Annotated in this window: 22 protein-coding genes; 17 read left to right on the top strand and 5 right to left on the bottom strand. The window is 61.1% G+C overall.

All coding sequences use genetic code 11. The annotated features are described in order from the left end of the window. Nucleotides 1–217 precede the first annotated feature (217 nt). The 3 genes from AC3CHX_RS26300 (at nt 218) to AC3CHX_RS26290 (ending at nt 3,794) form a co-directional block, all read left to right on the top strand. On the top strand, nt 218–1,453 hold the full coding sequence (locus AC3CHX_RS26300; RefSeq protein ID WP_488630889.1) for a polyhydroxyalkanoate depolymerase: 1,236 nt from the start codon (nt 218–220) through the stop codon (nt 1,451–1,453). A 130-nt stretch (nt 1,454–1,583) separates the two neighbouring features. Continuing rightward, complete coding sequence (locus tag AC3CHX_RS26295) at nt 1,584–1,907, top strand: ElaB/YgaM/YqjD family protein (protein ID WP_488630888.1); 324 nt, start codon at nt 1,584–1,586, stop codon at nt 1,905–1,907. 153 nt (nt 1,908–2,060) lie between these two features. Continuing rightward, nucleotides 2,061–3,794, top strand: coding sequence for a tannase/feruloyl esterase family alpha/beta hydrolase (locus AC3CHX_RS26290; protein ID WP_488644940.1), 1,734 nt, complete (start codon nt 2,061–2,063; stop codon nt 3,792–3,794). A 34-nt stretch (nt 3,795–3,828) separates the two neighbouring features. Here the strand turns inward: AC3CHX_RS26290 and AC3CHX_RS26285 are convergent, their stop codons facing one another. Then, nucleotides 3,829–4,770, bottom strand: coding sequence for a LysR family transcriptional regulator (locus AC3CHX_RS26285; RefSeq protein WP_488630887.1), 942 nt, complete (start codon nt 4,768–4,770; stop codon nt 3,829–3,831). A gap of 266 nt (nt 4,771–5,036) precedes the next feature. On the opposite strand from AC3CHX_RS26285, the gene aspA reads away from it, so the two are divergent. The 14 genes from aspA (at nt 5,037) to AC3CHX_RS26215 (ending at nt 22,365) form a co-directional block, all read left to right on the top strand. Next, nucleotides 5,037–6,452: an aspartate ammonia-lyase gene (gene aspA / locus AC3CHX_RS26280; protein WP_488630886.1), complete on the top strand. Its 1,416-nt coding sequence runs from the start codon at nt 5,037–5,039 to the stop codon at nt 6,450–6,452. Between the two features lie 116 nt (nt 6,453–6,568). Continuing rightward, nucleotides 6,569–7,861: a dicarboxylate/amino acid:cation symporter gene (locus AC3CHX_RS26275; protein ID WP_488630885.1), complete on the top strand. Its 1,293-nt coding sequence runs from the start codon at nt 6,569–6,571 to the stop codon at nt 7,859–7,861. 247 nt (nt 7,862–8,108) lie between these two features. After that, nucleotides 8,109–10,790, top strand: coding sequence for a pyruvate dehydrogenase (acetyl-transferring), homodimeric type (aceE, locus tag AC3CHX_RS26270; protein WP_488644939.1), 2,682 nt, complete (start codon nt 8,109–8,111; stop codon nt 10,788–10,790). A gap of 20 nt (nt 10,791–10,810) precedes the next feature. Beyond that, nucleotides 10,811–12,097, top strand: a complete 1,287-nt coding sequence (locus AC3CHX_RS26265; RefSeq protein WP_488630884.1) for a dihydrolipoyllysine-residue acetyltransferase — start codon at nt 10,811–10,813, stop codon at nt 12,095–12,097. A gap of 13 nt (nt 12,098–12,110) precedes the next feature. Next, nucleotides 12,111–13,853 carry a dihydrolipoyl dehydrogenase gene (gene lpdA / locus AC3CHX_RS26260; protein ID WP_488630883.1) on the top strand — a complete coding sequence of 581 codons (1,743 nt, stop codon included), beginning with the start codon at nt 12,111–12,113 and terminating at the stop codon, nt 13,851–13,853. A 43-nt stretch (nt 13,854–13,896) separates the two neighbouring features. Further along, a complete protein-coding gene (locus tag AC3CHX_RS26255; protein WP_488630882.1) occupies nt 13,897–16,203 on the top strand; it encodes an NADP-dependent malic enzyme in 2,307 nt (768 codons plus the stop codon). Further along, complete coding sequence (locus tag AC3CHX_RS26250; RefSeq protein WP_488630881.1) at nt 16,193–17,632, top strand: NAD(P)/FAD-dependent oxidoreductase; 1,440 nt, start codon at nt 16,193–16,195, stop codon at nt 17,630–17,632. Before AC3CHX_RS26255 ends, AC3CHX_RS26250 begins: the two co-directional genes overlap by 11 nt. A gap of 48 nt (nt 17,633–17,680) precedes the next feature. Continuing rightward, on the top strand, nt 17,681–18,862 hold the full coding sequence (locus tag AC3CHX_RS26245; RefSeq protein WP_488630880.1) for an acetyl-CoA C-acetyltransferase: 1,182 nt from the start codon (nt 17,681–17,683) through the stop codon (nt 18,860–18,862). A gap of 22 nt (nt 18,863–18,884) precedes the next feature. Further along, nucleotides 18,885–19,631: an acetoacetyl-CoA reductase gene (gene phbB / locus AC3CHX_RS26240; RefSeq protein WP_488630879.1), complete on the top strand. Its 747-nt coding sequence runs from the start codon at nt 18,885–18,887 to the stop codon at nt 19,629–19,631. Nucleotides 19,632–19,894: 263 nt separating this feature from the next. Continuing rightward, nucleotides 19,895–20,359: an antitoxin PaaA2 family protein gene (locus tag AC3CHX_RS26235; RefSeq protein ID WP_488630878.1), complete on the top strand. Its 465-nt coding sequence runs from the start codon at nt 19,895–19,897 to the stop codon at nt 20,357–20,359. Further along, complete coding sequence (locus AC3CHX_RS26230) at nt 20,359–20,634, top strand: type II toxin-antitoxin system RelE/ParE family toxin (protein WP_488630877.1); 276 nt, start codon at nt 20,359–20,361, stop codon at nt 20,632–20,634. The genes AC3CHX_RS26235 and AC3CHX_RS26230 overlap by 1 nt, the downstream gene beginning before the upstream one ends. Before the next feature lie 445 nt (nt 20,635–21,079). Further along, the gene (gene relB / locus AC3CHX_RS26225; RefSeq protein ID WP_488630876.1) at nt 21,080–21,529 is read left to right on the top strand and encodes a type II toxin-antitoxin system RelB family antitoxin; all 450 of its coding nucleotides are present in this window, start codon (nt 21,080–21,082) and stop codon (nt 21,527–21,529) included. A 25-nt stretch (nt 21,530–21,554) separates the two neighbouring features. Further along, nucleotides 21,555–21,797, top strand: coding sequence for a type II toxin-antitoxin system RelE/ParE family toxin (locus AC3CHX_RS26220; protein ID WP_488630875.1), 243 nt, complete (start codon nt 21,555–21,557; stop codon nt 21,795–21,797). Between the two features lie 142 nt (nt 21,798–21,939). After that, a complete protein-coding gene (locus AC3CHX_RS26215) occupies nt 21,940–22,365 on the top strand; it encodes an Ivy family c-type lysozyme inhibitor (protein WP_488630874.1) in 426 nt (141 codons plus the stop codon). 113 nt (nt 22,366–22,478) lie between these two features. Here AC3CHX_RS26215 and AC3CHX_RS26210 read toward each other — a convergent pair whose 3' ends face one another. The 4 genes from AC3CHX_RS26210 to AC3CHX_RS26195 form a co-directional block, all read right to left on the bottom strand. Then, nucleotides 22,479–23,564, bottom strand: coding sequence for a type II asparaginase (locus AC3CHX_RS26210; RefSeq protein WP_488630873.1), 1,086 nt, complete (start codon nt 23,562–23,564; stop codon nt 22,479–22,481). Between the two features lie 97 nt (nt 23,565–23,661). Next, complete coding sequence (locus AC3CHX_RS26205; protein WP_488630872.1) at nt 23,662–24,561, bottom strand: amino acid ABC transporter substrate-binding protein; 900 nt, start codon at nt 24,559–24,561, stop codon at nt 23,662–23,664. Next, nucleotides 24,558–25,847 carry a dicarboxylate/amino acid:cation symporter gene (locus AC3CHX_RS26200; RefSeq protein ID WP_488630871.1) on the bottom strand — a complete coding sequence of 430 codons (1,290 nt, stop codon included), beginning with the start codon at nt 25,845–25,847 and terminating at the stop codon, nt 24,558–24,560. The genes AC3CHX_RS26205 and AC3CHX_RS26200 overlap by 4 nt, the downstream gene beginning before the upstream one ends. A gap of 43 nt (nt 25,848–25,890) precedes the next feature. Continuing rightward, a complete protein-coding gene (locus AC3CHX_RS26195) occupies nt 25,891–26,859 on the bottom strand; it encodes a C45 family autoproteolytic acyltransferase/hydrolase (protein WP_488630870.1) in 969 nt (322 codons plus the stop codon). Nucleotides 26,860–26,863 lie beyond the last annotated feature (4 nt).

The raw sequence follows: 26,863 nt of genomic DNA, 5'->3' as shown, positions 1-26,863 counted from the left end.
CCGATTTCGGGACGCGCGAAGACCGTTGGCGCAATTTTCCTCCCATAAAATATTCGCTGACACAAGTACTTAGAAAGAATGCGCCCTGTTGCCTGCAGCGGGCATGTCCCTTGCTGTTAATTGTTCCGACCGCGCTGGATTGTCGATTAGTTTCTTGCTAGAAAACTAAGAAGATGGAGGCAAGTCATATTCTCGGAACAACCTGACAGGAGACACCATGCTGTATCAATTGCACGAACTGAGTCGTTCTTTTCTGAGACCATGGATACAAGCGGCAGAAATGTCCACCAGATTATTGACCAATTCGCTCTCGCCACTGGCGCACGCACCGTTTGCGCAGCGCATTGCGGCCGGGTACGAGTTGATGTACCGGCTTGGCAAGGATTACGAAAAACCGCGATTCGAGATTGACGCCGCCGTCGTCAACGGACAATCCGTAGCGATCGCCGAGGAGGTGGTTCTCAAAAAGCCTTTTTGTACCTTGGTTCACTTCAAAAAGGTCTTGAGCGATAGCGCGCCTGCCGCATTGCAACAGCCGAAAGTCTTGCTGGTGGCGCCGCTGTCCGGGCACCACGCCACGCTCTTGCGCGATACCGTGCGCGGTTTGCTGCCACACCACGATGTCTACATTACCGACTGGACCGACGCCCGGATGGTGCCCTTGTCCGACGGTGCGTTCCACTTGCACGACTATATTTACTATGTGCAGGATTTCATCCGCCTGCTCGGCCCCGACCTGCATGTGATCTCGGTCTGCCAGCCGACGGTGCCGGTGCTGGCGGCAATTTCCCTGATGGCCAGCGCCGGCGATCCGCAACTCCCCAAGACAATGACCATGATGGGCGGCCCGATCGACCCGCGCAAATCGCCGACCAAGGTGAACGACCTGGCGACGAAAAAACCGTATGCCTGGTTTGAGAACACCGTGATCTACGGCGTGCCGGGCAACTATCCGGGGCAGGGGCGCAAGGTCTATCCCGGCTTCCTGCAGCACGCCGGTTTCGTGGCGATGAACCCGGACCGGCATGCACAAAGCCACCGGGAATTTTATCAACACCTGGTGCAAGGCGATAACGAATCGGCCGCCGGGCACCGCAAGTTCTATGACGAATACAATGCCGTTCTCGATATGCCGGCCGAATATTATCTGGAAACCATCCAGACCGTGTTCCAGGAATACCGCCTGCCGAGCGGCACCTGGGAAGTGGGCGGCAAGCTGGTGCGTCCGCAGGACATCACCAGCGTTGCGCTGTTTACCGTCGAAGGCGAGCTGGACGACATCTCCGGCCCCGGCCAGACGCAAGCGGCGCACGCGCTGTGCAGCGGCATTCCGGACGCGATGAAACAGGATTTCGTGGCGCCGGATTGCGGCCATTTCGGCATTTTCTCCGGCCGTCGCTGGCGCGAAGTGATTTGTCCGAAAATTGGCGAGTTTATCCAGGCAAATTCCTGATTTTTGGCGGATGTTTGATTTCGTATTCAATAAGGGCGTGGAAGTAATCGCGCGGTGCTGGACTATGCATTATGCGAGCAATACAACATCATTTTTTCCCACTTGTTCACCCACCTGAAAGAAGTAAATCATGGCTATCAATAATGAATCCGTAAAAGAAGCGCGCAACAATCTGGCCGGTGGCCTGAATGCTGTTATCCAGGATGCTGAAAATTTGCTGGACACCACAGAGGATAACCGTGAAGGCCGCTACAAGCTGGCGCGCGAGAAATTGAAATCGACGTTGCAGACAGCCAGATCGGAACTGCCGAAAGTCACCCAAAAAGCGGTCGCAAAGAGTAAGTATGCAGCGCAGGTGACCGATGAATACGTCGGTGACAATCCATGGAAAGCAGTCAGCGTTGCGGCTGCTATCGGCTTGCTGGTAGGCGTAGTGATTGGCCGCAGCAAATAGTTTATCGACGAAAAACATAAAAAATGTAGGCTGGGATTGCATCCCAGCCTTCTATGATGAGGCATCCTACGCATTCCTGAGTCCGACCGGGTCCTGGCTTACCGTGTTATAAAAATGCGACAATGGCAAGAATTAAAATATTGGAAAGCATCGATGAAAATGCACGCCAGTAAATTTTCCGCGCCATTCTTGACGGTAGCTGTAGTCGCAGGCCTGGGCCTCACTGGATGCGGGACAGTCCGCAATGACAATCCTCTCCCGCCAATTCAAACAGCCATGACCTGCGACCAGTTGAACGGCATGGCGATTCCCGCCGCATCAATTGGCTTACCGACCACTGGAGCCTCAGTTACCGGCACACAAGTCATTCCCGCGAGCGGAACAGAGTCTTCAGCAATCGGCGAATATTGCAAAGTGCTTGGCAATATCAATCCCGTTGACACAAAGGCGCCGAAAATCCAATTCCAGATAAACCTGCCTGCGAATTGGAACGGCAAGGCAATGATGTTTGGAGGCGGTGGATACAACGGAACGATTGCTCAAGGCATCGGTAACGTTCCAGCGGGCCCCACAGACAAGCAGGTGCCGCTCGGGCGCGGCTATGCGACCTTTGGCAGCGATTCCGGACATCAGGCCAATGCGAACGGTAGCCGCGATGGTACGTTCGGAGTGAATGAAGAGGCACTTAAAAACTTTTCGGGGGATGCCTTAAAGAAAACCCGCGACACAGCGATTGCAATTATCAAGACTCGCTATGCCAACACCGTTCAAAGAACCTATTTCGCTGGCGGATCTACAGGAGGCCGCGAAGCCTTGATTGTGGTGCAGAAATGGCCACAAGACTTTGATGGTGCAATCGTTCTGTATCCGGCCTGGAATGCCGCCACTTTGGATCTGCAATTCGGACGGATCACGCGACAACTCGCCCAGCCAGGCGCTTATCCTAACCGGGCCAAGCGCAAGGTGCTATACGATGCGGCCCTTGCTGCATGCGACATGCTCGATGGCGTAAGCGACGGCCTGATTAGCAACGCGAAAGCCTGCAACGAGCGCTTCAATCCTGCAACGGCAACCCTGAACGGCGTGCCAATACGCTGCGTCGATGGTACCGACACTGGCGATACCTGTCTTTCTGACGCGCAGATCGCATCTTTCAATGTTATCGATACTCCGCTTGTGCTGAATTACCCATTGGCTAGCGGCGAAACCACGTATCCGGGTTTCAATACCTGGGGTACGGATTTCGGCATTCCAGGGACTAGCCCGCTACAGCCAACTGTTCTCACCCTATCATTGGGCACGCAGCAGCCGGCAAACCCGATGCCGCCGATCACTGCAACTACCAGTCCTCCATACGGCAGCACCTTCTGGGACCAATGGATAAAGTATTTTGTGACGCGCAATCCCAATTTCAATTCCCTGGAACTGGATCCGCAGAACCCCGGCGCGTTGCAATCGCGGATTGTCGAACTGAGCGGCATCCAGGATATTAACCAAACCGACCTGTCGGCATTCCAGAACAAAGGCGGTAAGATCCTGATGGCGCATGGATCGCATGATGCGCTGGTAAGCACCAGAGCTACTGAGCAATACTACGATCGCGTCCGCAATACCATGGGTGCGGCCAAGGTTGCCAATTTCATGCGCTTCTATGAGATTCCGGGCTACGGCCATGTGGCAAGCAGTGTGTTCAATGCTGCTTGGGATTCGCTCACCACCCTTGAAAACTGGGTGGAAAAGGGAATCGTCCCACCGCAGCAGGTCGTAGCCGATACCGCTGGCGTACCGGGCCGTACACGTCCCTTATGCGATTACCCAGGATGGCCCAAGTACAAAGGCTCAGGCAACATCAACCTGGCGCAAAGTTATACCTGCGCCTCGCGATAACACCGTCGAACGCAGGTATGCCGAACCAGCGCTCTCAAGCCGCGGTGCCGAAGCTCATCGGTGAGTTCGACAGTTCGCGGCTAATAAAGGAACACAGCTCTTTGACAACCGGCTTGGTGTTGGCCGACGACCGGTACAGGCGCACTTCGAGGTTGGTAGCCCACTCGGCGGGGCCGGCCATCACCAGCCGGCCTTCCCGCACCTCGTCGATGACGCAGCTCTCGGGCAGCCAGCCGACGCCGTGGCCGGCCACCACCATCGCCTTCAGCGCTTCGGACATGTGGGTCTCGAAGCTGCGCCGCAGGTTGTAGGGTACAGGCGAGTTGAGCAGCATCATTTCGACCACATTGCCCAGGAATGCACCGGACGAATAGGCCATCAGCGGCAAGGGATCGGCGCGCGTGCCGGGCAGGCGAAAGATCGGGAGACCCTGCTTGTCCGGTGCCGAGAACGGCAGGATGCGCTCGACGCCCAGCAACAGGAAAGGAAAGCGGTTGGTGTCGAGGAGAATCGGCAATTGTTGATGGTGATAGGCCAGCAGGATGTCGCAGTCGTCATCGACCAGTTGCTGGACGCCTTCCGGCACATTCACGGCGAGTACGCGCGCGGTCAGGGGACCGAAGCCGTCTTGCAAACGTTTCAGCCAGTTCGGGAAGAAGGTGAACACCAGCGTGTGGGCGACCGCGAACTGGACCACCTTGGTAGCGTCGGCCAGCGGCTGATGGCCGTTGAGCAGTGTGCGCGCCGCATACACGTCGCGCAGCAGATCGGCGGCGAGTTTGCGGAACAGCCAGCCGGCCGACGTCAGGGTCAGCGGATGCACGCTGCGATCCACCAGGCTCATGCCCAGCCATTCCTCCAGCGCCATGATGCGGCGGCTGAACGCCGACTGGGTGATGTGACGGTCCGCCGCAGCGCGGGAAAAGCTGCGCGTCTCCGCCAGACACAGAAAATCTTCAAGCCATTTGGTTTCCATAGGACGGTCGGATCAGCATTAAAAGTACGCGTGGTGTATGGCACATAGTACACCCGCCCGGTGCTGCGACAGGTCTCGAAACCCCGTCGCGTTATGCAAAATTCGGGGCGCGTTATTCCGAATTCGCAACATGCAATCTATCGACCGCGATGGGTATGCTCAAACCGTGTGCCGTTATGACAAAACCGCATCCCGTTCGCGCTGCCAGAAGTTGTTCTATACGCTCGTACTCATCCCCTCCCTTACCTTGCACAAGGAAAATGACGATGACTACCGGACTATTCAGAACCGAACACGATCTTCTGGGCGATCGCGAAGTCCCTGCCGATGTCTACTACGGCGTGCACACTTTGCGCGCCCTGGAGAACTTCCCGATCACCGGCACGCCGATCTCGATCTACCCCGAACTGATCAAGGCGCTGGCTTGCATCAAGCAGGCCGCAGCGCGCGCCAATCAAGAGCTCGGACTGCTCGACGAGGTGCGTTGCGACGCCATCGTCATGGCCTGTGCGGAGCTGCTCGACGGCAAGCTGCACGACCAGTTCGTGGTCGACGTGATCCAGGGCGGCGCCGGCACCTCCACCAACATGAACGCCAACGAGGTGATCGCCAACCGCGCCCTGGAACTGCTGGGACACAAGAAGGGCCTGTATCAACACCTGCATCCGAACGAGCAGGTCAACATCGGCCAGAGCACGAACGACGTCTATCCCTCCGCCCTGAAGATCGCCACCTGGTTCGGCATCCTGGGTTTGGTGGATGCGATGGCTGTGTTGCGGGGCGCATTCGAAGCCAAGGCGGAAGAGTTCAAGGACGTGCTCAAGATGGGCCGCACGCAGTTGCAGGATGCGGTGCCGATGACGCTTGGCCAGGAATTCAGCACCTACGCGGTGATGCTCGGCGAAGACGAGGAACGGCTGCGCGAGGCCGCCCTGCTGATCTGCGAGATCAACATGGGCGCCACCGCCATCGGCACCGGGATTACCGCGCATCCCGATTACGCGCCGCTGATCCTGAAGCGCCTCAAGGAGATCACCGGCATTCCGCTGGTCACCGCGCCCAACCTGATCGAAGCGACCCAGGATTGCGGCGCTTTCGTACAACTGTCCGGCGTGCTCAAGCGGGTCGCGATCAAACTCTCGAAGACCTGCAACGATTTGCGGCTGCTGTCCAGCGGTCCGCGTGCCGGCTTCGGCGAGATCAACCTGCCCGCCATGCAGGCCGGCTCCAGCATCATGCCGGGCAAGGTCAACCCGGTCATTCCGGAGGTGGTGAACCAGATTGCGTTCGAGGTCATCGGCAACGACATCACCGTCAGCTTCGCGGCCGAGGCCGGGCAACTGCAGCTCAACGCCTTTGAGCCGATCATCGCGCACAGCCTGTTCAAGAGCGTGAGCCATCTGCGCAACGGTTGCCTGACCCTGGCCGAGCGCTGCGTCAAGGGCATCACCGCCAACAAGGAGCACCTGCGCGCCTCGGTAGAAAACTCGATCGGCATTGTGACCGCACTCAACCCGTACATCGGCTACGCCAACGCGACAGCGGTGGCGCAGGAGGCGCACTCCAGCGGCGGCAGCGTCTATGAAATCGTGCTGAGCAAGGGCTTGCTGTCCAGGCTGCAGCTTGACGCAATCCTCAAGCCGGAAGTGCTGACCCGTCCTGCGCCTCTGAATCTGGTGTAATTTTTCAGCGGCGCAGCAAAGAAAATAGACCAGGCTGCAGCCTGGCGAGACTCCCGATCAGAGGCGCTCAAGCGCCCCGGGTTTCTGAATCCGAAGCACTCAGGAGACAAAACATCATGAAAAAAAATAGACTCACCACCTGGATCCTCCTCGCGATGGTCATGGGTATTATCGTCGGCTACCTCTGCAACCTCAGCGCTGCGAACGCTGCGGCAGCGAAAGAAATCGCCGGTTACTTTTCGATCGTCACCGATGTGTTTTTGCGGCTGATCAAGATGATCATCGCGCCTTTGGTGTTCGGCACCTTGGTGTCGGGTATCGCGGGCATGAAAGACAGCAGCTCGGTCGGCCGTATCGGCATGCGGGCCTTGGGCTGGTTTGTGACCGCTTCCCTGATTTCCCTGGCCCTGGGCATGCTGTTTGTCAACGTCCTGCAGGTCGGCCATGCGCTCAACCTGCCGCTGCCGGAACTGGGCGCCGCCACCCAATTGAATACCAGCGGCTTTCATCTGAAAGACTTTGTCACGCACGTCTTCCCGAGCAGTTTCGTCGACGCCATGGCGAAAAACGAAATCTTGCAGATCCTGGTGTTCTCGCTGTTTTTCGGCTTTGGCCTGGCATCCCTCAAAGGCGAAACCGCAAAAACACTGACCACGGCCATCGACGGCCTGGTGCACGTCATGTTGAAGGTCACGGATGCCGTGATGCGCTTTGCGCCGGTCGGCGTATTTGCCGCCATCGCCGCCGTCATTACGGTGCAGGGTTTTGGCGTACTCACGACTTACGCCAAGTTCCTGGGCGGATTTTATGCAGGACTCGCCACGCTGTGGGCGGTGCTGATCGGCGTCGGCTATCTGTTCCTGGGCGGCTCGGTCTTCACCTTGCTCAAGCTGCTCAAGGAGCCGATCATGCTGGCTTTTTCAACCGCCAGCAGCGAAGCCGCCTATCCGAAGACGATGGAGCAGCTGGAAAAATTCGGCGTGGATAACAAGATCACCGGGTTTGTGCTGCCGCTGGGCTACTCATTCAATCTCGACGGCTCGATGATGTACCAGGCATTTGCCGCATTGTTCGTCGCCCAGGCCTACAACATCGACATGTCGTTTGCGCAGCAAATCACCATGCTGCTGGTATTGATGGTGAGCAGCAAGGGCATGGCCGGGGTCCCGCGCGGTTCATTGGTCGTGGTCGCCGCCATCCTGCCGATGTTTCACCTGCCGGAAGCCGGCATCCTGCTGATCCTCGGGATCGATCAATTCCTCGACATGGGGCGCACGGCGACCAACGTGGTCGGCAACGGCCTCGCCACCGCGGTAGTGGCCAAGTGGGAGGGAGGATTGGGCGCGACGCGCATTGCCGATCAGGATGGCATGCCGGAGGCCCCCGCGCTTCAGGTGCGGATGCGCTAGCCAAGGAGCGGCTGCGGCTGCGTCGGCGAAAGCCCTCCCGTTCAGTCTTGGGCTTGCCTGTGAAACCGGGCCCGCCGACCTCGGGATGGCATCGTTGCGCCCGGTACGACCTGCGCCGCGCCAGTCTTTCATTCCATCGTTCCACTTATGCATGACCGTATCGAACACGACCCGCCGGGCCATGTTCGATGCGCCCTGGCACGCGGCCGTATGCGACGCCGAATACCAAAACCAAGAAGGAGACAAGATGAACATGCATGACGACCTCGATGCAATCGAGACCGGCGAATGGATGGATGCCCTGAGCGCCGTGCACCAGCACCGCGGCACGGAACGCACCAATTGCCTGGTCAACTCCCTGGTCGACCAGGCGCGGCGCGAAGGCGTCTACGTGCCGCACACGTTGACCACGGCCTACAAGAACACCATCGCGCCCGAGGACGAGGAAAAGTCGCCCGGCGACCGCGACATCGAGCACCGGCTGCGCTCGATCATTCGCTGGAACGCGATGGCGATCATCCTGCGCGCCAACAAGGATTCCTCCGAACTCGGCGGCCACATTGCCAGCTTCCAGTCTGCGGCGACGCTCTACGACATCGGCTTCGGCCATTTCTGGCACGCACCGACCGAGCAGCATGGCGGCGACCTGATCTATATCCAGGGCCATTGCTCGCCCGGCATCTATGCCCGCGCCTTCGTCGAAGGCCGGCTGACGGAGCAGCAACTGCTGGGTTACCGCCAGGAAACCGAGGGCAAAGGCCTGCCGTCCTACCCGCATCCCTGGCTGATGCCCGACTTCTGGCAGTTCCCCACGGTCTCGATGGGCCTCGGGCCGTTGATGGCGATCTACCAGGCGCGCTTCCTGAAATACCTGCAAGGCCGCGGCCTGGCCGACACCGGGCCGCGCAAGGTCTGGGCCTTCATGGGCGACGGCGAGATGGACGAGCCGGAGTCCCTCGGCGCGATCTCGCTGGCCGGGCGCGAGCGCCTGGACAATCTGATCTTCGTCATCAACTGCAACCTGCAGCGTCTGGACGGCCCGGTACGCGGCAACGGCAAGATCGTGCAGGAACTGGAGTCGGTATTCCGCGGCGCCGGCTGGAACGTCATCAAGGTCCTGTGGGGCGGCGGCTGGGACAAATTGCTGGCCAAGGATAAGAGCGGCCTGCTGCTCAAGCGCATGGAAGAGTGCGTCGACGGCGAGTACCAGGACTTCAAGAGCAAGAGCGGCGCTTATGTGCGCGAGCATTTCTTCGGCAAATACGAAGAACTCAAGACCTTGGTCGCCGACATGAGCGACGACGAGATCTGGGGCCTGACGCGCGGCGGCCATGATCCGGAGAAGGTGTTCGCGGCCTATGCAGCGGCCGTCAAGCACACCGGCGGGCCGACCTTGATCCTGCCCAAGACGGTCAAGGGCTACGGCATGGGCGAATCCGGCGAAGGCCAGATGATTGCCCATCAGGCCAAGAAAATGACGCAGGACGCGTTGCGCGGCTTCCGCGACCGCTTCCAGATCCCGGTGGCCGACGAGGATCTGGCCAAGGTGCCCTTCGTCAAGCTGGCCGAGGACAGCCCCGAGATGCAGTACCTGCGCGCGCACCGCGAGGCGCTGGGCGGTTACCTGCCGCAGCGCCGCCGCACGTCGGCCGCGCTCCCGATCCCGCCGCTGGAGACCTTCCAGCGCTTGCTGGAGAACACCGGCGAACGCGAGATATCGACGACGATGGCCTTCGTGCAGATGCTGGGCACGCTGGTGCGCGACAAGGTCATCGGCAAGCATGTGGTGCCCATCGTCCCCGACGAGTCGCGGACCTTCGGCATGGAGGGCATGTTCCGGCAGCTCGGCATCTACTCGTCGGTCGGTCAGCTCTACAAGCCGCAGGACGCCGATCAGTTGATGTATTACCGCGAATCGAAAGACGGGCAGGTGCTGCAGGAGGGCATCAACGAAGGCGGTGCGATGTCGAGCTGGATCGTCGCGGCGACCTCGTACAGCACCAACAACGTGCCGATGATTCCGTTCTACATCTACTACTCGATGTTCGGCTTGCAGCGGGTCGGCGATCTGGCCTGGCTGGCGGGCGACATTCGCGCCCGCGGCTTCTTGCTGGGCGGCACCGCCGGGCGCACCACGCTCAACGGCGAGGGCCTGCAGCACGAAGACGGCCACAGCCACATCATCGCCGCCACCATTCCAAACTGCATTTCCTACGACCCCACATTCGCCTACGAGGTGGTGACCATCGTGCGCGAGGGCATGCGCCGGATGGTCGAGCAGCAAGAGGATGTCTTTTATTACATTACCCTGATGAACGAGAATTACCCGCACCCCGGCCTGGCCGAGGCTGCGGAGGCGGGAGGGGCCGAAGCCGGCATCCTCAAAGGCCTGTACAAGCTCAAGGACGGCGGCCAGAGCCAAGGTCTGCGGGTGCAACTGATGGGCAGCGGCACCATCCTGCGCGAAGTGATCGCCGCCGCCGACCTGCTGCAGGCCGACTTCAACGTCAGCGCCGATATCTGGAGCGCCACCAGCTACAACGAACTGCGCCGCGACGGCATGGCGGCCGAGCGCTGGAACATGCTGCATCCGACCGAACCGCGCCGCCAGAGCTGGGTCGAGACCTGTCTCGACGGCAACGCCGGCCCGGTCATCGCGTCCACCGACTACATGCGCAACTACGCCGACCAGGTGCGCGAATACGTGCAGGCCGCCAACCGCCGTTACGTCGTGCTGGGCACCGACGGCTTCGGCCGCAGCGACTACCGCGTCAAGCTGCGCCGCTTCTTCGAGATCGATCGCCATTACGTGGCCGTGGCCGCGTTGAAGGCGCTGGCCGACGACGGCGCCATCGCGCCGGCGGTGGTGGCCGAGGCCATCGCCAAGTATGGGCTCGATACCGAGCGCGCTGCACCGTGGACCGTTTGATATACAGGGAATAAACGAATATGAACCAAGCAATCGATATCGCAGTACCCGACATCGGGGACTTCAAGGACGTGCCGGTCATCGAGATATTTGTCAAGATCGGCGACACCGTAAAGGCCGAAGACCCGCTGGTCTCGCTCGAATCCGACAAGGCGACGATGGAGGTGCCGGCGCCGCGCGGCGGCGTCGTCAAAACCATCAGCGTCCAGCTCGGCGACAAGGTCGGCGAGGGCAGCGTCATCATGCAGTTCGAGGGCGCGGCCGCCAGCGCCGTTGCCGTCGCGAACGATGCCACCAAGCCCGCCATCGGCGCGCCACCCGCGCCGCCGAGTGCAGCGCCGGCCGCGCTGACAGCCAGCGGCATCGACCAGGCCGCCTTTGTGCTGGCCTACGCCGGGCCGGCGGTGCGCAAGCTGGCGCGCGAACTCGGCGTCGATCTCGGTAAGCTCAGCGGCAGCGGCGCGCATGGCCGCATCGTCCGGGCGGATGTCGAGGCCGTTGCCAACGGCGGCGGCGCTGCCGCCGTGGCGCTGGCCAAGGCGGCTCCGGGACCGGCCACCGGCGGCCCAGGGCTGGACCTGCTGCCCTGGCCCAAGGTCGACTTCGCCAAATTCGGGCCGGTCGAGCGCAAGGAGCTGTCGCGCATCAAGAAGATCTCCGGCGCCAACCTGCATCGCAACTGGGTCGTCATCCCGCATGTCACCACGCACGACGAAGCCGACATCACCGAGCTCGAACTGTTCCGGGTACAGATGAACAAGGAATTGGAAAAGTCCGGCGTCAAGATCAGCATGCTGCCGTTCATGCTGAAGGCGGCCGTCGCCGCGCTGAAGAAATTCCCCGAGTTCAACGCCAGCCTGGAGGGCGACAGCCTGGTGCTGAAGCAGTACTACCACATCGGCTTTGCCGCCGACACCCCCAACGGCCTGATGGTGCCGGTGATCCGCGACGTCGACCAAAAGACGGTGCCCGAGATCGCCATCGAGATGAACGCGCTGGCCAGGCTGGCCCGCGACGGCAAGCTCAAGCCCGATCAGATGTCGGGCGGCTGCTTCACGATCAGCTCGCTGGGCGGCATCGGCGGCATGTACTTCACCCCCATCATCAACGCGCCCGAGGTGGCGATCATGGGGGTCTGCAAGAGCTACTGGAAACAACACTCCAGCGATGGCAAGAACTGGGCCGCGCGCCTGACGCTGCCGCTATCGCTGTCCTGGGACCACCGCGTGATCGACGGCGCCGCCGCCGCACGCTTCAACGTCCATTTCGCCAACCTGCTCGCCGACATGCGGCGCGTTCTGTTCTGAGGATTTTGCTGTCATGGCCAATTTTGTAGAAGTGAAAGTTCCCGACATCGGCGACTTCAAGGAAGTCGCCGTCATCGAAGTGATGGTCAAGGCCGGAGAGACCATTGCCGTCGATACCGGATTGATCATGGTCGAGTCCGACAAGGCTTCGATGGAGATTCCATCGACCCATGCCGGCGTGGTCAGGGAGATCAAGGTCAAGGTCAACGACAAGGTCGGCGAGGGCTCGGTGATCCTGTTGCTCGAGGCGGACGGGACGGCGGCGCAGTCGTCGGCGCCGCCGCCCGCCGCCGTGCCTGCCCCGGCGGTGCCGGTTCCTAACGCCGCCGCTTACAGCGGCAAGGCCGATCTCGACTGCGAGATGCTGGTGCTGGGCGCCGGTCCGGGCGGCTATTCGGCGGCCTTCCGCAGCGCCGACCTCGGCATGCGGACGGTGCTGGTCGAACGCTATGCAACGCTCGGCGGCGTGTGCCTGAACGTGGGCTGCATCCCGTCCAAGGCGCTGCTGCATACCGCCTCGGTGATGGACGAAGTGGCCCATCTTCCCGACCACGGCATCAAATACGGCGCGCCCGAGATCGACATCGACCGGCTGCGCGCTTTCAAGGACGGCGTGATCAAGAAGCTCACCGGCGGTCTGGCCGGGATGGCCAAGGCGCGCAAGGTCGAGGTCGTGACCGGTGTCGGCAGCTTCCTCGATCCGCATCATCTCGAAGTCGCGGCGGCCGATGGCAGCAAGCGCGTAGTGAAGTTCGCCAAGGCCATCATCGCCGCCGGCAGCCAGTCGGTGCAGCTGCCCTTCATGCCCAAGGACGAGCGCGTCGTCGACTCCACCGGCGCGCTGCTGCTGAAGTCGATTCCCAAGCGCATGCTGGTGATCGGCGGCGGCATTATCGGGTTGGAGATGGCCACCGTCTATTCGACGCTGGGCACCCGCATCGACGTGGTGGAAATGCTCGACGGCCTGATGCAGGGCGCCGACCGCGACCTGGTCAAGGTCTGGGAAAAGAAGAATGCGCACCGCTTCGGCCATGTGATGCTCAAGACCAAAACCGTGGGCGCCAAGGCGACCAGGGCCGGCATCGAAGTCAGCTTCGAAGGCGAGAAAGCACCTTCGACCCCGCAGGTCTACGACCTGGTGCTGGTGGCGGTGGGCCGCAGCCCCAACGGCAACAAGATCGCTGCGGACAAGGCGGGCGTAGCAGTGACCGAGCGCGGCTTCATCCACGTCGACCGGCAGATGCGCACGAATGTGCCGCACATCCACGCCATCGGCGACATCGTCGGTCAGCCGATGCTGGCGCACAAGGCGGTGCACGAGGCCCATGTGGCCGCAGAGGCCGCCCACGGCGCGCCGGCCTTTTTCGACGCCAGGCAAATTCCATCGGTGGCCTACACCGACCCCGAAATCGCCTGGGCCGGCAAGACCGAGGAGCAGTGCAAGGCCGAAGGCATCCAGATCGGCAAGGCGGTATTTCCCTGGGCTGCTTCGGGGCGGGCGATCGCCAACGGCCGCGACGAGGGCTTCACCAAACTGCTGTTCGACAAAGCCACGCAGCGCATCGTCGGCGGCGGCATCGTCGGCACCCATGCCGGCGACCTGATCAGCGAGGTCTGCCTGGCCATCGAGATGGGCTGCGTGCCCGCCGACATTGGCAAGACCATCCACCCGCACCCGACGCTGGGCGAATCGATCGGGATGGCTGCCGAGGTCTTCGCAGGCCATTGCACCGACCTGCCGCCGCAGAAGAAGTAGGAACCGCGCCGCTTCCCATCCAGATCACCTCACGGAGAACACCATGTCAGACAAGTCAGACAACTTACGCGAAGCCGCACTCGACTATCACCGCTATCCCACGCCGGGCAAGATTGCCGTCATGCCTACCAAGCCCATGGCGACCCAGCGCGATCTGGCGCTGGCCTATTCCCCCGGCGTTGCCGAGGCCTGCATGGCCATCTTCGACGACCCGCGCGAAGCGGGCAACCTGACCTCGCGCAACAATCTGGTGGCGGTCATCACCAACGGTACGGCGGTGCTGGGCCTGGGCAATATCGGCCCGCTGGCGGGCAAGCCGGTGATGGAGGGGAAAGGGTGTCTGTTCAAGAAATTCGCCGGTATCGATGTGTTCGACATCGAGCTGGCGGAGAACGATCCCGACGCTCTGATCGACACCATCGCCCGCATGGAGCCGACCTTCGGCGGCATCAACCTTGAGGACATCAAGGCGCCCGAATGCTTCTACATCGAGAAGAAGCTGCGCGAGCGCATGAAGATCCCGGTCTTCCACGACGACCAGCACGGCACCGCCATCGTCGCCGCCGCGGCCATCCTGAACGCACTCAAGCACGTCGGCAAGGACATCGGCGCGGTCAGGCTGGTGGCGTCGGGTGCGGGGGCGGCGGCGCTGGCCTGCCTGGACCTGATCGTCAGCCTCGGGTTGCCGCTGCGCAACGTATTCGTGTGCGACAGCATCGGCGTGGTGTATGCGGGCCGCAAGGAGCAAATGGATCCGAACAAGGCGCGCTATGCACAGGACACCTCGGGGCGCAAGCTGGCCGATGTCATCGGCGACGCCGACATCTTTCTCGGCCTGTCGGCCGGGGGCGTGCTGAAACCCGAGATGGTCCAGCGCATGGCGCGCGACCCGATCATCCTGGCAATGGCCAATCCGACCCCGGAGATCCTGCCGGAGGAGGCGCTGGCCGTGCGTCCCGATGCGATCCTCGGCACCGGCCGCTCGGATTATCCGAACCAGGTCAACAACGTGCTGTGCTTCCCGTTTATTTTCCGCGGCGCGCTGGACGTAGGGGCCACCACGATCAACGAGGAAATGAAGCTGGCGGCCGTGCTCGCCATTGCCGCGCTGGCGCACGCCGAGATTCCCGAGGTGGTGGCGCAGGCCTATGGCGCTGCGGGCTTGCGCTTCGGCGCACAGTACCTGATTCCCAAGCCCTTCGATCCGCGCCTGATCGAGTTCGTCGCGCCCGCCGTGGCCAAGGCGGCGATGGACAGCGGCGTGGCCACGCGTCCGATCGACGATCTGGAAGCCTATCGCCAGCGCCTGAGCCAGTTCGTCTACCAGTCGGGCGGCGCGATGCAGCCGGTGTTTGCCGCGGCCAAGCGCGCGCCGAAACGCGTGGTCTACGCCGAGGGCGAAGACGAGCGCGTGCTGCGCGCCGCGCAGGTGGTGGTCGACGAGGGGATAGCGCGTCCGCTGCTGGTGGGACGCCCCGAGGTACTTGCCGAGCGCATCGCGCAGTTCGGTCTGCGCCTGCGACCCGGCGTCGATTGCGAACTGGTGGACCCGCTGGACCCCGCGCTCCACAGCGCCACCGCCGACGGGTATTATCAGCTGGCCCAGCGCCATGGCATATCGAAAGTGCAAGCGTACTCGCAGATACGCAGCCGCGGCACGCTATTGGGTGCGATGCTGGTGCAACAGGGCCGCGCCGACGCGATGCTGTGCGGCACGGTCGGGCGCTTCCTGGACCACCTCGGCCCCGTGCGCGACGTGATCGGACTGAAACCCGGCAGCCAAACCTTCGCCGCGATGCAGATGCTGATACTGCCCGGGCGTCAGTTATTCATTTGCGACACCCACGTCAATCTCGACCCCAGCGCGCAGCAGATCGCCGAGATCACGCTGATGGCGGCCGAAGAGGTGCGCCGTTTCGGCATCACGCCTAGCGTCGCGCTGCTGTCTCACTCAAGCTTCGGCAGCTCGGACGACCCGGCGGCGCTGAAGATGCGCGAAGCGCTGGCGCTGGTCAAGGCGCGCGACCCGAAGCTGGCGGTCGATGGCGAGATGCGCGGCGATGCGGCGCTGTCTTCGAGCATCCTCGCGCACGAACGCCCCGACTCGGGCCTGTCCGAAGAGGCCAACCTGCTGGTGATGCCGAACGTCGACGCCGCCAACATCTCCTACAACCTGCTGCGCATCGCGGCCGGCGGCGGCATCACGGTCGGCGGCATCCTGCTCGGCGCCGCCCGGGCGGTCCATATCCTCACACCCTCGGCCACGGTGCGGCGCATCGTCAACATGACAGCGTTGGCATCGGTCGATGCCGGCGCGCAGCGGCCCAAGGCATCGCATCATGACCGCTAACCTCTCCTCCCGGCACGGCGCTGCCACGACCGCGCCCAGTCCCGGCATGGATCGTGCGCATGCCCTGCGGCCACGCCATCCGGCGCCGGGCGACACGACGCAAGCTTCAGCCGACTGCGCCAGCGCGCCGCACCGCATCGTCATCGTCGGCGGTGGCGCGGGCGGGCTGGAACTGGCCACGCGGCTGGGCGACACGCTCGGCCGGAGCGGCAAGGCCGAGATCACGCTGATCGAGAAGACGCGTACCCACGTCTGGAAGCCAAAGCTGCACGAGATCGCTTCCGGCAGCATGGACATGAGCGCGCATGAGGTCGGTTACCTGGCGCAGTCGCACTGGCACCACTTCCGCTACCGCGTCGGCGAAATGGTGGGGCTGGACCGCGCACGGCGCGAAGTGCTGGTGGCGCCCCATCTCGATGACGAAGGCCGGCAGGTCACACCGCAACGCAGCTTCGGCTACGACACGCTGGTAATCGCCGTCGGCAGCCAGAGCAATGACTTCGGCACCGCAGGCGTGCGCGAACACGCGCTGAAGCTGGAGTCGCCCGCCGACGCGCTGCGTCTGCATTCGCGCATGGTCAATGCATGCATCCGTGCGCATGCGCAGGCCACGCCGCTACGCCCTGAACAGCTGCAGGTGGCCGTCATCGGCGCAGGCGCCACCGGGGTCGAGCTGGCGGCCGAACTGCACCGCACCACGCGCGAAGTGGTGGCCTTCGGCCTGGACCGCGTCGATGCCGAGAAAGATATCCGGATCTCGCTCATCGAAGCCGCGCCGCGCGTGCTGCCGGCCTTGCCGCCGCGCTTGTCGCACGCCACCGAACAGCTGCTGCGCAAGATCGGCGTCGAGGTGCATACCGACGCCAGGGTGGCGGCAGTGCAGGCGGACGGCGTGCGCCTGGCCGACGGCCGCCTGTTGCCGGCCGAACTGGTGGTGTGGGCCGCCGGCGTCAAGGCACCGGATTTCCTGCGGGAGATTGCCGGTCTGGAGACCAACCGCATCAACCAGCTCGTGGTGCAAGCGACGCTGCAAACCAGCCGGGACGAGAATATCTTCGCCATCGGCGATTGCGCGGCCTGTGCCTGGCCCCAGGCCAACCAGGGCAAGGGCGGCCAGGTGCCGCCGCGCGCGCAGGCAGCGCACCAGCAGGCCGCGCACATGCTCGGGCAGATCCGGCGCCGCATCGCCGGGCAGCCGCTGGCCGACTACCGCTACCGCGACTTCGGGTCGCTGGTCTCGCTCGGCGAGTTCCGCACCCTGGGCAACATGCTGGGCGGCCTGATGGTCGGCGGCCTGTTTGCCCGGCTGATGTATCTCTCGCTCTACAAGATGCACGAACTGGCCTTGCATGGCTTGCCCAAGGTCGCGCTGGACACGCTTGCGCGCCTGATCGTGCGGCGCACCGAGCCGCGTGTGAAATTGCATTGAACCGATCGCTTTTGTTATTCACCATTACCTACTGAAAAAGGAGTTTTCATGTCAGATATCGTCATTGTTGCCGCCGCCCGCACCGCCGTGGGCAAGTTCGGCGGCAGCCTCGCCAGGACTGCCGCCGCCGACCTGGGCGCGCATGTCGTACGCGGCCTGCTGGCCCAGACCGGGCTGCCCGGCGACGCGATCAGCGAAGTCATCATGGGCCAGGTCCTCAGCGCCGGCGCCGGTCAGAACCCGGCGCGCCAAACCGTCATCAAGGCCGGACTGCCGCATGGCGTGCCGGGCCTGACGATCAACAAAGTCTGCGGTTCGGGCCTGAAAGCGGTGATGCTGGCCGCTCAGGCCATCAAGTGCGGCGACGCCGAGATCGTCATCGCCGGCGGTCAGGAAAACATGAGTGCCGCGCCGCACGTGCTGCAGGGCTCGCGCGACGGCCAGCGCATGGGCGACTGGAAGATGATCGACTCGATGATCACTGACGGCCTGTGGGATGCGTTCCATCAGTACCACATGGGCACGACCGCCGAGAACGTGGCGAAAAAGTACGGCATCACGCGCGAGATGCAAGATGCGCTGGCGCTGGCCTCGCAACAGAAGGCGGCTGCGGCGCAGGATGCGGGCAAGTTCCGGCACGAGATCCTGCCCTTCATGATTGCGCAGAAGAAGGGCGATCCCATCGTGTTTGCGGCCGACGAGTTCGTCAACCGGAAGACCAGCGCCGAGATCCTGTCCAGCCTGCGTCCCGCCTTCGACAAGACCGGTTCGGTGACCGCCGGCAATGCATCGGGCTTGAACGATGGCGCGGCCGCGGTGCTGGTGATGAGCGCGCAGCGCGCCGCCTCGCTGGGTTACAAGCCGCTGGCCGTGATCCGTGCCTATGCCGCGGCCGGCCTCGACCCCACCTTGATGGGAATGGGCCCGGTGCCGGCGTCGCGGCTATGCCTGCAGCGGGCCGGCTGGAACGCGCAGGATATCGACCTGATGGAGATCAACGAAGCCTTTGCCGCGCAGGCCTGCGCGGTGAATCAGGAGATGGGCTGGGACACCAGCCGCATCAATGTCAACGGCGGCGCGATTGCCATCGGCCACCCAATCGGCGCGTCCGGCTGCCGGGTGCTGGTGACGCTGCTGCACGAGATGAAGCGGCGCGGCGCGAACAAGGGCCTGGCCTCGCTCTGCATCGGCGGCGGCATGGGTGTGGCGCTGGCGGTTGAGCGGGCCTGAACGATTTTAAAGGAGAAACAATATGCAACAAACACGCGTGGTACTGGTAACGGGCGGTATGGGCGGCCTGGGCGAGACGATTTCAAGCAAAATGGTGGACGCCGGCTACAAGGTGGCCGTGACCTACTCGCCCGGCAACGCCAGGCATGCCGAGTGGGTCGCTCTGATGCAGGCCGACGGCTACGAGATCCTGGCCGTGCCTTGCGACGTGGCCGACATCGACTCCTGCGCGCGCGCCGTGGCGCGGGTGCAGGACAAGCTGGGTCCGGTTGACGTGCTGGTCAACAACGCGGGCATCACCCGCGACATGACTTTCAAGAAGATGGACAAGGTGAATTGGGATCTTGTACTGCGCACCAACCTGGACAGCCTGTTCAACATGAGCAAGCAGGTCGCCGACGGCATGGTCGAGCGCAACTGGGGCCGCATCATCAACGTGTCGTCGGTCAACGGTTCCAAGGGCGCTTTCGGCCAGACCAACTACTCGGCCGCCAAAGCCGGGGTACACGGTTTCACCAAGGCCCTGGCGCTGGAGGTCGCCAAGAAAAGCGTGACCGTGAATACGATCTCGCCCGGCTACATTGGGACCAAGATGGTGACGGCGATTCCGCAGGAGGTGCTGAACACCAAAATCCTGCCCAACATTCCGGTCGGCCGCCTGGGCAAGCCGGAGGAAGTGGCGGGCCTGATCATCTACCTGGCCTCGGAGGAAGCCGCGTTCGTGACCGGGGCCAACATCGCCATCAACGGCGGTCAGCACATGCAATGAGAATGGGATAACGCTGTGGTGTAGCCTGAACGGCCCGTTCGCATTTGCGTCCGGGCCGTTTTTTAGTGCGTACAGGAGGGTTGGCCGGGATTGCGGTTTTTTTTCGCAGAAAGTGCCACAAGTGTTTGATGTGCAACAACGTCGTTTCGTGGAACGAGCGTTATGCCCAATGGAGAAACTGATAGCGCTAAAAGCGTTTGCATTTATTGCTAATAACATGCATTATTTAGCTATAGTTTATTCATCAATGCCGTGAGAATATCATGATCCCCAAAAACACCATCGATACCGCCGTGGCCAAACGCATGGTGGAGGCCAGCGCAATCCGCACCGCTTCCATCATCGGCCAGCCTGGCGGCTGGTCCGTGATGCTGAAAATCGGCATGACCGAGAAGGCGCTAGGGGCGCAGCGCAGCGACAAGCCGCGGATCTGGCGCTCGCTCGACCGCTGCGTCGATTACCTGAAAAGCGAACTGCACATTGCCCGTTTCGACACGCTGGACGCGACCAACTACAGCAATGTCCCCATCGCAGGCAATGTCCGCAACGATTCCGCCGAACGCATGCGCCTGGCGCACGAAGCCGCCGCCTATACCAAGTGGCTGAAAGCGGAGATCCAGGAAGCGATCGACGATCCACGCCCTAGCATCCCGAACGAGGAAGTCAAACAGCACTTTGCCGGCAAACGAGAAGCCCTGCGGAAACGCATTGCGGCCGATAAGGCTTGATGCTGGTATGGAAACCGCTCGCACTCAACGACCGCGAGCGGATCATGGATCACCTCGCCCAGGACAATCCGCAAGCCGCGCTCGACCTCGATGCGCTGATCGAACAGAATGCCGACACCTTGATCGCGCATCCTGAGGTGGGTCGTGTCGGGCGCAAGCGCGGCACCCGCGAGCTGGTCGCGCATCACCACTACATTGTGATTTATCGGGTGCAGGGCGAGATAGTGGAAATCTTGCGGGTGAAGCATACCGCGCAGCAATGGCCGATTGGCTGAAAATGTTAATTAATTCAATGGCTTAGCCTATTTCCTGCGAAAAAACGGCAATCCCGGTCAACCCTCTGCAGTACTCCCCAAAACACTTTGAAAGAATCAAGCTGCCGTGGCCTGGTAGGGCAATCGCATGAAGCCCGTTGATTTCAAAGGTCCAGAAGCTGGCTGAGGTAAGAAACGTAGCATCGGGCTGATTGAGCGAGATTTTCAAGCAGCGCAACCTTCTGATAGACGGAATGCTGGTGTATGTGGTGTTTCGGCATGCGGCGCAATGCTATTGCGTCCTACGACTGATCATTTACCTGGCCTCGGAGGAAGCTCCAGTATTACGTTTGCTGAGTGTTGAGATTATTGAATTGCGGCGCAGGCATCGGAAATGCCACTTGCAATCTTCTATAATATGCGGATAATTCAATAGTTGGAAGTTCCGCAAAACCTGGAGGAAAGCATGGCGACCGAAACGATTGACCACACGACATTGACGAAGCTGGCCGAGGCCGGCGTCGTGCGCAGCGCGCACGTTGTCGGGCAAGCGGGCGGCTGGGGCATTCTGGTGAAGTACGGCATGACCGAGCGCGCCTTGGCGGCGCAGCGCAGTCATCAGGTACGCATCTTCCGCAAGCTCGAAACGCTGGTCGAATATCTGAAAGGGGTCGGCATCCCATGCTTCGACGTGGACGCCGTGAACTACGATCCGAACAGCGTCAACGCCACCAAACGCCCGGACCGGTCCGCCGCGATGAAAGACGCGCATGCCGCTGCCGCCTATACGAAGTGGCTCAAGGCAGAGGTGCAGGAAGCGATTGACGATCCTAGCCCGACCATTCCACACGATGAAGTAATGCGCGACGTGCGCGCTGTAATCAAGCGCGCAAGGGCGAAACGTGCATCGGCTTGAATGGAAAAAACAGGCACGGCTCGACTTGATCAAAATTGTGGAACATATCGCCGAAGACAATCCGGACGCTGCCGATAAGTTGGCCGATGACATCGAAAGTAAGGCGAAAGGGTTACGCGAGCATCCAGAGCTGTACCGAGTTGGCCGCAAGCGCGGCACACGGGAGCTAGTGGCACATCAGCATTACATTGTGATTTATCGGGTGCGGAAAGAAATTGTCGAAATTTTGCGGGTGAAGCACGCCGCGCAGCAGTGGCCGATTAGCTGAGAATGCTAATGAATTCAATGGCTTGGCCTATTTCCTGCGAAAAAATCCGCAATCTCGGCCAACGCTCAACAGATATTTCCTACATACAGTCCTGGCACTCCCCTCATAAGATTCCATCTATTTCTTTGCCAGGAGTGTCGCCATGAAAACAAGGCTGTATGGTTTGTTCCTGTGTCTGTGCATCGTGTCACCGGTCACGGTCGCCGCGGAAGCGCCGTATTTCGCCGATCTCATTGACAAGGCGCCGTTCGCCGCGATTTACAAGAAACTCATTGGCGGGCAGAAGTTGCCGCCGTGGGTAAAAGGCGGCGGCACCAACGTTCCAGTGGGGAGCGTGAACGTGGGCGGCCGCGCGTTGCAGTTGCTTGAGGGTTGCAAGCCGCACGATTGCCCGAGCGAGGAGATGTTGGTGCTGTATGACGCCAGGACTGGCGAGGCGTGGGGCGTGTTTGTCAGAAATCATGCGCGCGAGCCGTTCGGCGTCGATCGCACCGAACTGCGCTGGCTTGGTCAGCCCAGTGGCGCGCTGATGAACGCCTTGTTACAGAAGATCCGCTATGGCGAGTGAGGGCGATGGCCTGATCGTGGGGCGAGCAATCTGACTTACGTGACAAGCGACAGCAAAAAAAATGGTGGACCAGGCATGACCTGATCCACCATTTTTACATCACATTGTCAGAATCAATACGTGTAGAACATCCGTTGGATATCCTTCGTATTGCTGGTCTTGGTCAGCGCCAGCATCAACAAAATACGTGCTTTCTGCGCATTCAGCGTGTCCGACACCACGAAGTCCAGCTCATCGTCATTCGCTTCGCCGTTGCGCGCCACAATGCCCTGGCCGACGCGACTGGCGCGGATGATGATCACGCCTTTTTTGCGCGCTGCCACCAATGGCGCCTTCATTTGTGCGGCAACGCTGCCATCGCCCACGCCGGCCTGGATAATGCCCTTGGCGCCGGCGGCGACGTCGGCATCCAGTGCGACGCTATTCATATCGGCGTAGCCGTAGACGATGTCGACTTTTGGCAGCACATCGAGCTTGCTGATATCGAATTCAGTGTCGACCGTATTCTTGCGCGTCGACTGCCGATAGAAGTACGGCTTGTTGCCCTGAATGTAGCCCAGCATGCCGAGTTCGGTCGACTTGAAGGTGTCGGTGGTTGAGGTATTGGTCTTGGTTACTTCGCGGGCGCCATTGATCTGGTCGTTCAATGTCACCAATACGCCTTTGCCGATCGCTTCCTTGCTGCCGGCCAGCAGTACGGCGTTGTACAGGTTGATCGGGCCGTCGGCGGAGATCGCGGTCGAAGGACGCATCGCGCCGACGATCACGACCGGCTTGCGGCTCTTGACGGTGAGGTCGAGAAAGTACGCGGTTTCTTCGATGGTGTCGGTGCCGTGGGTGATGACGATGCCGTCGACATCCGGTTGGGCCAGCAAGGTATTGACGCGCTTGGCCAGCTTCAGCCAGTGGTCGTTGGTCATGCTTTCGCTGGCGATCTGGAATACTTGCTCGCCTTTGACATTGGCGACTTTTTTCAGCTCCGGTACCGCCGCGATCAGTTTTTCCACGCCGACGGTGGCGGAGGTATAGCCGACTGTGGTGGTGCTGGTTGCGCCGCTGCCGGCGATCGTGCCGCCGGTCGCCAGGATCATCACATTCGGGAGCTTGGCCTGCGCGTCTTGCGCTCGCGCCGGTGCTGCCGAGACAAGGAAAGCACTGCATAAGGCCAGTGCGTAGTGCGTAAATTTAAGCTGTTTCATGATTTCTCCGGATCTATTGATTAATTAATGCGCATTTGTATGCACGCGCTGATGAAGTTTTTTTTATGACGTCTCCTGATGAGGTTGATGAACTGAATTATTCTGGCTCTCCCAGAACCTGAAAATACTCACGCAACTGCGCGCTCATCGGCAGGTTGAGCTGCTCGCCATTCGGCAGTTTGCGCAAAAACCAGCGGTTGTAGCTATATTCCAGCTCGCGCGACTCCGCCAGATTGCGGAACACACGGTTCACCAGCACCGCCATCTCCGGGTCGTCCTTGCGATACATGATGCCGTACGGGTCGTACGACAGGAAATCGCCGACCACGCTGAAATCGGCCTGCGCCTTGTTCTTCGCGATCAAACCGTAAAGCAAGACATCATCCAGCGCGAAAGCATCGGCTTTTCCGTTCGCCACCATCGCGAAGGACTCGGCGTGGTCCTTCGCGCTCAGCACTGTCAGGTTCAGGCCGAACTGTTCATTGAGCTTGCGCATGGTTGCCGCGTTGGTGGTGCCGGCGGTGGCGACAATGGATTTACCCTTCAAATCAAGGTAGCTCTTGAGCGCGTCGGATTTGCGTACCAATATCTTGGTGCCGGCGACAAAAAACACGGGGGAAAATGCCACCTGCTTTTGGCGCTCAAGGTTGTTGGTGGTAGAGCCGCACTCGAGATCGATCTTGCCCGATACCAGGTCTCCGATCCGGCTTTCAGAGGTGACCACCACATATTTGATCAAAGGCGTTTTCCCTTCGATCTCGTTGCTGATTTCATCCACAATCGCACGGCACAAGTCGACTGAATAGCCGATCGGCTGGCCCTTCGCATTCAGGTAGGAAAAGGGCGATGAAGAGGCGCGTATGCCCAGGGTCACGGTGCCGGTATCCCTGACCTTTTTCAAGGTGCCGCTCAGTTGATTGCTGCTTTGCGCGGCAGCCAGGCCGGACAGTATCGTCAGTGCGCAGGCCAGAAGCCATCGCTTCGGATCCTTTTTCATGCGGCAATTCCTGGCACAACGACGTTATTGGCGCTTGCCGTTTCCTCTTCCGTCATCAGGCCGCCTTCCCATTTCGCCACTACGGCGCAGGCGATAGAGTTGCCAACGGCGTTGGTGGCGGAGCGGCCCATATCCAGGAATTGATCGACGCCCATGATCAGCAGCAGGCCCGCCTCAGGAATGTTGTACTGATTCAGGGTGGCGGCGATGACCACCAGCGAGGCACGCGGCACCCCCGCCATCCCCTTGGAAGTCAGCATCAATAGCAGCAGCATGGTGATCTGGGTGCCGATGGCCAGGTGAATGCCGTAAGCCTGGGCGATAAACAGCACCGCAAAGGTGCAATACATCATGGTACCGTCCAGGTTGAAGGAGTAACCCATCGGCAATACGAAACTGGAAATCTTGCGATTCACCCCGAATTTATCCAGCGCATCCAGCAGTTTCGGATAAGCCGCTTCCGAGCTGGCGGTCGAGAAAGCCAGCAGGAACGGTTCGCGAATCAAGCCAACCAGTTTGAACACGCGCGGGCCCAGGAATGAGAAACCTACGCCAATCATGATGACCCACAGGCAGGCCAGGCCGAAATAGAAACCGCCCATGAATTTGGCGAAAGTCGCCAGTACCCCGAGGCCTTGCGTGGTCACCACCGATGCCATCGCCGCAAACACCGCCACCGGCGCCAGAAACATGATGGCGCCGGTGATACGCAGCATGACCTGCGCCAGTTCGTCGATCACCGCCGCCAGTTTCTTGCCTGCCTCACCCAGACCGGCCAGTGCCGTGCCGAAAAAAATCGAAAACACGACGACCTGCAGAATTTCGTTGGTCGCCAGGGCTTCGATCGGGGACTTGGGCACCACGTGCGTGATGAAGTCCTTCAAGGTAAATGCCGCTGTCTTCAAGTTGGTGGAGGCACCGGCATCAGGCAACGGCAGACCCAGGTTGGCGCCGAGTTGCATGAAGTTGGAAAGTATCATCCCGAGCGCCAGCGATACCAGCGATGCGACGATAAACCAGGCCATGGCCTTGGCACCGATACGGCCCACGGTCTTGGCGTCTCCCATGTGCGCAATACCAACGGTCAGAGTGGAAAATACCAGCAGTGCAATGATCATCTTGATCAGGCGCAAAAACACATCGGTCGCAAGCGAGATGTAACCGGCAATTTGCGTCGCAACCTTGATGTCGGGAAAAGATTGGTGACAGGCGTATCCCACCAGGATGCCCAGAATCATCGCAAACAGGATGTAGAGGGTTAATGGACGTTTCGTTTTCGTTTTCATGATGATTCTTCCCGTTAAATTGCGGTGATGGACAGACTGCGGATTAGATGAAAAAGATGGTTCGGGTGCCGTCGGTAAAATTCCCTATTTGTTGTTGCCAGACCTCTCCCCGCCACAGCAGCGTGGCGCTCAGGTCTTGCGGGCGATAGACCGCCGTGTACAAGGTGCCGTATCCCTTGGCGTAGGAGTCCTGGAATACCGGCGCTTCCAGCATGCTGTGGGTCACGCTGTCGGGTGATGGCCCATAGGCCAGGGCATTGCTCAATGCCGCCTGGCGTTCGACCGAGTGGGTCGCCGTGGCATGCTTCGGCCATTCGACGCAATTCTGGTGATTCGCCACGACCCGCAACGGGCTGACTTCCGCTGCGCGATCGGGCGCCATGAACACCATCGCCGTATCGTGCTGCCGGTCGCACACCGCAACGCTGTAGGTCATATGCACCGGCAAGCGTTTCAACATGGCAACCGCCTCCTGCGTACTGGTGGCGAATTCGAGCACATAGCGCAAGATCAGCGGTATGCCGAAGCCCACGCCGACTTCCTGGCGGCCGCCGAAAGACAGGGACAGCGCCACGCCGCTGGCATTGATGCCATCGAGCGCACCCCACAGGCAGTCGCTCATGGCGATGACTTCCTGGTCGTTCCAGCGGGTGCACAGGATGCCGCCCTCCAGCAGTGCCGGTGCGTAGTCGTAATTGCGCAGCAACACGGTTTCGTCCCGGCTTTGCCAGATCGCCTGCGAACAACCGGCGATATACGCCGGCGGACACCAGAGCGACAAAAAGCGCGCTTCGACATCGCCGCCACCGGCCAGCGCCGTCAGTTTTTCCCAGGTCGGCACCAGTTCGGGCATATACGTGCGCAAGGCCCGCCGGCACTCCAGAAAACTCGGGTTATGGGTACGCATGCTCCGTAAAAACCAGGACCGGTACGCCGGCCAGTGGTAATTGAACAAGGCTTGCCAGCGTGCGCCTGGCTGAGCTTCCGAGATGGCAGAAAAGGTACATTGCATGAGC

Source organism: Glaciimonas sp. OK215 (assembly GCF_057787885.1).
Note: the sequence above shows the minus strand (reverse complement) of the source record. Positions and strands in the feature narration are given on the sequence as shown.

What these genes read in the sequence shown, in the direction of transcription:
- AC3CHX_RS26265 (WP_488630884.1), top strand. Translation starts at nt 10,811, where the DNA reads ATGAACCAAGCAATCGATATCGCAGTACCCGACATCGGGGACTTCAAG.
- relB (WP_488630876.1), top strand. Translation starts at nt 21,080, where the DNA reads ATGGCGACCGAAACGATTGACCACACGACATTGACGAAGCTGGCCGAG.
- AC3CHX_RS26210 (WP_488630873.1), bottom strand. Translation starts at nt 23,564, where the DNA reads ATGAAACAGCTTAAATTTACGCACTACGCACTGGCCTTATGCAGTGCT.
- AC3CHX_RS26205 (WP_488630872.1), bottom strand. Translation starts at nt 24,561, where the DNA reads ATGAAAAAGGATCCGAAGCGATGGCTTCTGGCCTGCGCACTGACGATA.
- AC3CHX_RS26245 (WP_488630880.1), top strand. Translation starts at nt 17,681, where the DNA reads ATGTCAGATATCGTCATTGTTGCCGCCGCCCGCACCGCCGTGGGCAAG.
- AC3CHX_RS26200 (WP_488630871.1), bottom strand. Translation starts at nt 25,847, where the DNA reads ATGAAAACGAAAACGAAACGTCCATTAACCCTCTACATCCTGTTTGCG.
- AC3CHX_RS26195 (WP_488630870.1), bottom strand. Translation starts at nt 26,859, where the DNA reads ATGCAATGTACCTTTTCTGCCATCTCGGAAGCTCAGCCAGGCGCACGC.
- AC3CHX_RS26285 (WP_488630887.1), bottom strand. Translation starts at nt 4,770, where the DNA reads ATGGAAACCAAATGGCTTGAAGATTTTCTGTGTCTGGCGGAGACGCGC.
- AC3CHX_RS26300 (WP_488630889.1), top strand. Translation starts at nt 218, where the DNA reads ATGCTGTATCAATTGCACGAACTGAGTCGTTCTTTTCTGAGACCATGG.
- AC3CHX_RS26235 (WP_488630878.1), top strand. Translation starts at nt 19,895, where the DNA reads ATGATCCCCAAAAACACCATCGATACCGCCGTGGCCAAACGCATGGTG.
- AC3CHX_RS26255 (WP_488630882.1), top strand. Translation starts at nt 13,897, where the DNA reads ATGTCAGACAAGTCAGACAACTTACGCGAAGCCGCACTCGACTATCAC.
- lpdA (WP_488630883.1), top strand. Translation starts at nt 12,111, where the DNA reads ATGGCCAATTTTGTAGAAGTGAAAGTTCCCGACATCGGCGACTTCAAG.
- AC3CHX_RS26290 (WP_488644940.1), top strand. Translation starts at nt 2,061, where the DNA reads ATGAAAATGCACGCCAGTAAATTTTCCGCGCCATTCTTGACGGTAGCT.
- AC3CHX_RS26215 (WP_488630874.1), top strand. Translation starts at nt 21,940, where the DNA reads ATGAAAACAAGGCTGTATGGTTTGTTCCTGTGTCTGTGCATCGTGTCA.
- aspA (WP_488630886.1), top strand. Translation starts at nt 5,037, where the DNA reads ATGACTACCGGACTATTCAGAACCGAACACGATCTTCTGGGCGATCGC.
- AC3CHX_RS26275 (WP_488630885.1), top strand. Translation starts at nt 6,569, where the DNA reads ATGAAAAAAAATAGACTCACCACCTGGATCCTCCTCGCGATGGTCATG.
- AC3CHX_RS26230 (WP_488630877.1), top strand. Translation starts at nt 20,359, where the DNA reads ATGCTGGTATGGAAACCGCTCGCACTCAACGACCGCGAGCGGATCATG.
- AC3CHX_RS26295 (WP_488630888.1), top strand. Translation starts at nt 1,584, where the DNA reads ATGGCTATCAATAATGAATCCGTAAAAGAAGCGCGCAACAATCTGGCC.
- AC3CHX_RS26250 (WP_488630881.1), top strand. Translation starts at nt 16,193, where the DNA reads ATGACCGCTAACCTCTCCTCCCGGCACGGCGCTGCCACGACCGCGCCC.
- phbB (WP_488630879.1), top strand. Translation starts at nt 18,885, where the DNA reads ATGCAACAAACACGCGTGGTACTGGTAACGGGCGGTATGGGCGGCCTG.
- aceE (WP_488644939.1), top strand. Translation starts at nt 8,109, where the DNA reads ATGAACATGCATGACGACCTCGATGCAATCGAGACCGGCGAATGGATG.